The 6,170-nt window shown below is 58.1% G+C and carries 1 protein-coding gene and 2 pseudogenes; 1 reads left to right on the top strand and 2 read right to left on the bottom strand.

Going from position 1 to position 6,170, the window contains the following annotated elements; translation table 11 throughout:
- Both HP546_RS24180 and HP546_RS24175 read right to left on the bottom strand, forming a co-directional pair.
- Positions 1 to 2,201 (bottom strand): annotated as a pseudogene (locus HP546_RS24180) (hypothetical protein); the annotation flags it as partial.
- A gap of 26 nt (positions 2,202 to 2,227) precedes the next feature.
- Positions 2,228 to 4,060: a hypothetical protein gene (locus HP546_RS24175; protein WP_172230480.1), complete on the bottom strand. Its 1,833-nt coding sequence runs from the start codon at positions 4,058 to 4,060 to the stop codon at positions 2,228 to 2,230.
- Between the two features lie 231 nt (positions 4,061 to 4,291).
- On the opposite strand from HP546_RS24175, the pseudogene HP546_RS24170 reads away from it, so the two are divergent.
- Positions 4,292 to 6,170 (top strand): annotated as a pseudogene (locus HP546_RS24170) (hypothetical protein); the annotation flags it as partial.

Here is a 6,170-nt window from a genome sequence, read left to right as displayed (position 1 = left end):
GCACTGATGGAAAGCCAGACTCTGCCCAACTTGTCATCGCGTTCGTCCACCAGCACATCAGCGGGGCGGTTCCCGGTCATCTGGGTGACGATACATAGCGTCCGGCGTTCATCGGTCAGGCTGTTGCGCACCTCCACCTCCTCGACCACGAACGATTTCCCCACCACGTCCTTGCCAGGGTGATAGGTGTTGGCCGTGCCGGTCGGATGCGCCAGCTTGCCAAAGGGTTGTGAGCCCAGGATGCGCCATTGCAGTTCACCACCGGTCACGTGCTCGGCCTTGAGGCTGACCCCCTCGTCGCCCGATTGACATACGTCCAGCAAAGGGCTGACCTGAAGGGCGTGTTTGACCACGGTGAGCAGTGCTGAACTGAAAAAACCGCTGACCGGATCCGTGGCGGTGACCCGCACTCGGGTGAACTCACCCTGAATGCCTGTGCTGCCCGGCGCCAAGTACAAGCCGTTGGCATGCTGATCGAAATGGCCCGCGTCGTCCGTCGCCCCCTCGACCGACTCGGCCGACCACTTCACACCGGCTTGCGCAGGCACGCATGCAAGCTGCAACTTGTCGCCGTGGACCAGGATCTTTTCCAGCGGCGTCACGGTGAACGTGGTCGACCGCGGGTCGACGTGGCCGAAACAGATGATGTCATTGGGCATATGCTGTTCGCGGCTCAAAATTGCGCCACCGAAATTCAGCTTGATGGTTTGCTCGACCACTTCATCCATACGTAACTGGGTGGCAAGGTCCTTGGCGAGCGCGGCCCTGATCGGCCCAAAAGCTCTCAAGTCGCCTATGTCGAGGTAGGACGTGTAAGGGAGCAGCAGGACAAACATCATATGATTCACATCCAGCGCCCCTCCCGTCGACTCCCCCTCCCATGGGAAGAGCCGCTCAGGGGACTTGAGCATTCCTGGTTGTGCGATAAAGCTGGACAACTCCAACGTGGCGCCGTGAAGATCCTTCATCCGCCATTCACCGCGCACTGTTAATCTGGTTTCACACTTCCAGATGCCCACGACAAAATCCTGGTTCACCCAGGGGTGCGGTGCGTAGCTGACTTCCCGGTACGCCTCCAGTTGGGTGAAAACTTCATGCCGATCAATCAACAGTTCCAGCGTGACGCGATCTGCCACCACGTTGATTTTCAAAATGCCTGCAAGGGGAACTTTATCGGTAACCAGAAGAGCATCAATTTCACAGTGAACGCTGCCTTTAGCGTTTTCGCTTTGGTAGCTAAATGTCTTGCGCTCTGACAGAAAGGCCAACTCCCCCGCCGTTGCGATCGCTGACATCTCACCGTTTGGCGTCCGCTCAATCTTGAATTTCACGTTCTTGAAAATGTCACGCGGAAGGAGCCTGATGACGGTCGCAAGCGCCACGCGTTTGCGCTCGAAAAGCACACTGGCCGAGTAAACGTCACTGTCATCAGGGATCAAGTAGCGGTATTCCGGCCCTGGTATATCTGGCTGCCCGCTGCCTGCAACCATGCTGATCAACCCAACTACCGCGCCATCAACATCTTCATCATCCTCTTCCATCGGCGAAGGATCGACCGCCGGATTACGCTGAGTGAACAGTCGGAACGACTCGGGTCGAAGCAGTTCATCATTACCTTGCTCGATACGCCCCAGTGACCAGATGCGTTTGCTGTCGGGCAACGCCTTGAACAAGGTCTTGAAAAAATCGCCTCCCAATTCTCGAATACGTCTGGAATCGGAGAAGGTCACCACAAAATCATCACTGTTGCGCAAATCGAGGATCAGGCCTGCCTCCTCATTCACATAGCCTGGCACGTCGGCAAGCTCAAGGCGCAGGCGCAACTCCGGGCCCACCAGGGGTTCAATCCGGTCAATGCGCTGGGGATACCAGTGTGCACCGACCTTCTTCAACCCTACCTGGTTACCGCCAACGATCTTCATGCGCAGGCTGGCCCGCGAGCTTGTGATTTCGGCGTTGTCAAAAGACAAGCGCGGATGATCCAGGATAAAGTTTTGCATATAAACTTTATAACCATTGTCCGCAGGCGTTTCGCCGTTGATCGGCTCCAGGTAGGAGCCTGTGTGAAAACGCCTTATATATTCCTGGATCAACAAGGGGTTGGCCTTGTCCTTTTTAATGGCAAAGATCGAATCGCAGTTCAGCATTCGATCGCCGGCTTGAAGCCACGCCAGCAGCGCCGCCTTCGAATTATTCGACACGGGTAACCTCCGAAATTAATTATATTTCAGCCAATCAGTTTAATATCGGCAGACCGAAAGTCTCGCCACGTCTCACCGTCATCGAAACTGGCAGATGCTGTCAGTCTCAGGGTGCTGTTCAAATTCAGGCCTTCGAGAAACTGTATGGGAAGAAGCGCTTCAATGCTGCCGTCATAGTACTCATCCTCGGTCACTTCCGCCGTGCGCGGGCGTAGAACATGAGTGGCGGGTTTACCGGTTCTCGGCTCACCCTCTGCCTGGATGCCGAGCAATTGCCCTTCTGCCATGAACGTCCAACTGTCCTGCGTGCAGAGGGCCCCATGCGTTGGAACTTCGCTCAATTTCAACTGCCCGTTTTCAACGCCTGAAACCTGGATAGGGAGGTAACTTGCGCTGTCGAAATCGGCCACCCGCAAGTCAAACTTTTGCGACTCCCTAGGCGCCTCGCCGTGACGCGTGAGGGTGTAGTACACGTCAAGCCGCCTGCCCAGGTTGGCCGCCATTGCCGATCGCGGCACCCTGAACAAGCGCCGGTCGCCAGAAGCAGGCTGAGGCACGATGACGTTCCCTGTGCTGCCGTGTCCCTGCCAGTGGAGCCTGATCTGCGGCGCAGGCACCTCTCCCTCGCCGAGTTCTGCATCCTGCGGAATCCTGACTTCAGCCCCACTGCCCAGGTTGCGTGGGTGGACCGTGGCTTGGTGCGACTCATCACCAGGCTCCTGCACTGCATGTTTGATTACCGGCAGCGGCAGGTGGAGTTTGCGTTGCAGTATCACAGTGAGCACCTGGGAGCGCTTCTGCACGCCTTGCCGCGCAAATTCATAGCTGAAAGTAACCTGCTTGCCACGGTTCTCGTCGCTCTGCAGCCACGCGCGGTCCAAAAGCACGGCAACCCGCTTGCCGTCCAGGGAGCTCACATCCGCGCGCAGGCTTCGCAATGTCACTTGAGGCCCCACGGCGTAGAGCATCAACGAATCACCGACTCGCATCTGCGGGTCAACCTCCAGTTCCAACCACACCCCGTCTTGATAGGCTTCGTCATCGGGGTCCAGGGCGCCCCCCGTATGCCCGTCGATGCGGGGTGGCGGCAACAGTGGCGCGGGTGCCGGGTCGGTGGGTTCGGGTTCGGGTTCAGATTCAGGTTCGGGCCAGACGATTTCGAAGCGCTGCACCAAGGACTCGCTGCTAGTACCGCTGGCGTACTTGATGCGGTATTGCAACAAACCGTAACCATACAGGTAGTTGTATACATCGCCATATTCCAGGTGCCACAACAGTGGCTGACCGATGTCGCGCTCCTCAACTACATATTCCTGCTGAACCGGCGTGCCCTCTGCAGTTTCGGTATAGAAAGGCGTCCAGGTCAGCGTAATCTCGTCACCTTCGCTCATGGCCGCATACGGCGCTGTCGCCAACAGCACGCCCTCAGGGTTCAGCGCACTGGCATCGATTTTCCCCTGATGGGCGTCCTGAAGGTGGGGAACCGGTAATGACCAGTAGCCTTCGTCCGGCCGCTGGACATAGAAGGCCCGACGCAGGGACTCCTCACTGAGCGGCTCGCCTGCATCAGTCACTCGCATGTACGAGTAGAAAACCTGACCACCGCGCAAGGCCTTGACTTTGTCGTTAGCGATTGGAAACACCCAGCCCTTTACGGGGTCCAGGCGAAGGACTTGGCGAGCCCCAAAGATATCATCGGCCGTATTGTCCGCCCTGCACCCTCGCCAGTTGACACGTACGTAATCCCCTTCGGCGATACCGGGGTATTTGATCCAGGTCTCCAGCTCGGCATCGCCTAGTGCATCCAGGCTGACCGAGTTACTTCTTTCATCAAGGTGCGCGACCTCTGGCATTTCCATTGTGGCGTCTCCGTTGCAACACAGGGCCAATCGGCAACTTGAGCTAGATATAACACCCGCCCTGTGGCTCGACACCTGGCAAAACTGCTAGGTGCCAGCCCAGGTAACTTCAACTACTGTCGATCCGTACCGCAGCACCGCGCTGTCATGTTCCAGCTCTGTACAGCATGGGCGCATTGAAAGTTGAAACGCCTTTGTTCATTCCTCATGCACACGATGAGACACACCACCATGAGCTCAGAACCTTCAATTCACTCCAACGCCCTTAACTTCATGAGCTTCATGGAAAACGGTGTCGATACGCGCACCGGCCAGTACACGTTGTCGATCAAACTTCCCGACCTGCGCGCCAATGACTTCCAGGGCCCCGACCCGGAACTCAGCCTCAACTTCAGCCCGCTCAACAAGAGCGACTCTGGGTGGGGCAAAGGTTGGAACCTGTCACTGACCCAGTTCACTGCGCACAACCAAGTCGTCACCACCTCTACCGGTGAAACTTTCAAGGTCACCGGAACCGCCGGCAACCGCCTGCACCTGCGCGAGCAACTGCTGGCGCACTTTCATTTGTATCGCGAACCTGCCGGCCCTGGTGGCAACGCGCGTTATCGGGTGGTACACCGTTCTGGCGTGGTGGAAATTCTCGAAGAAATGGGCGGGATGACCGGGCGCATCGCCCTGCCGGTGCAGATCTATTCGGCGACAGGGCACCACATCAGCCTGGCGTACCAGCCGTTCAACCCGGCCTACATGATGCTCAGCTCGATCACCGATGGCAGCGGGCAGATCCTTCTGGAAGTAGAGCGCAAGGATGGCCGCATCGAGTTGCGCGAACGGCCTTACCAGGGCGATGACGGCCAGCCCTTCGCCCGCTATGTGATGAACCTGATCAACACCGACTGGGTCGAATCGGTTGTTTTGCCAACCGCCGAGCATGCAAGCTGGCGCCTGGAATACAGGCAGGTGCTCGATCATCTGTGCCTGAGCAAGGTCGAGACCCCTACCGGCGCTCGGGAATACTTGCTTTATCAGGATGGTGGGCATCAGTTCCCAGGTACCAGCCGCCCCCTGGCCTTGCCCCGTGTTACCCGCCACATCATCGAGCCAGGTCAGGGACAACCCGCATTTCAGCGAGCCTATGCCTATCCGGGCTTGCACAATTTCCTGGGCTTCGGCAGTGGCATTGGTTGGACTGACGACGGGCTGGACAACCTCTACAAGTACTCGGCCGACTACGAGTATCAGACCGTCGAAACCTTATGCGACGCAGATAGCAACCCACTGCAGAGCGTTACCCGTACCTTCAACCGTTTCCACCTGCTGACTGCCACCAGAACCGTCCAGAACAACTGCGTTCATGAAATCAACACCACCTACAACCTCAGGCCAGGCTCATTCGACGACCAGGCGCCAACCCTGCAGATGCCGATCAGGGAGCAGACCCGCTGGTCATTGGCCAACGACATTACCCGCAGCCGCCTGGAAACGGTCGAAACACAGTACGACACCCATGGCAACATCACCTGGCGGAAACTGGCCAGCGGGGTGACCGAAACCAATACCTGGTACGGCGTAGAGGCTGAAGACGGGTACCCGGGGGATGCCAATGGTTTCGTTCGGCACCTCAAGAGCCGGACCACCACACCCTCCAGCGACGGCCAAGGGCCGGCACCCACCCTGACCCGCCACTATCGGTACCGCGCGCTGACGCCGCTGGCGAGCGACACCATCACGCTTAGCCCAATGGTTGTCGAGCACACCGAAACACTGGTGCAGGAAGCCAACCCGGCAGAGGTGCTGGCGCAAACGGTGAGCGCCTACATTGACGCGCCGTTTGCCAGCCTGCTGCATGGCCGCCTCTATCAGCAGACGCTCAAACGCAACACGCTGGAAACCACCACCCAGTATCAGTTCAAGAGGATGGTCGACCCACTCAGCCAGCACCCGGTACTGGAAACCCGCACCACCCTCATCGGTTATGACGGCGCGCTGCGCTCAACCGCTGAAAGGCGTTCGCTGCTGGTCGGTGAGACGGTCTTCGAATGCGATGAGAACGGCGTGCAAACACATTGGGAATTCGATGCACTGCGCCGTGTTATCCGTGAGCGGGTAT

The sequence above is a fragment of the Pseudomonas sp. CM25 genome, from assembly GCF_013179705.1.
GTDB lineage: Bacteria > Pseudomonadota > Gammaproteobacteria > Pseudomonadales > Pseudomonadaceae > Aquipseudomonas.
Note: the sequence above shows the minus strand (reverse complement) of the source record. Positions and strands in the feature narration are given on the sequence as shown.

Bases quoted from the DNA above. Each gene is read 5' to 3' on its own strand.
- HP546_RS24175 (WP_172230480.1), bottom strand. From the start codon at position 4,060: ATGGAAATGCCAGAGGTCGCGCACCTTGATGAAAGAAGTAACTCGGTC.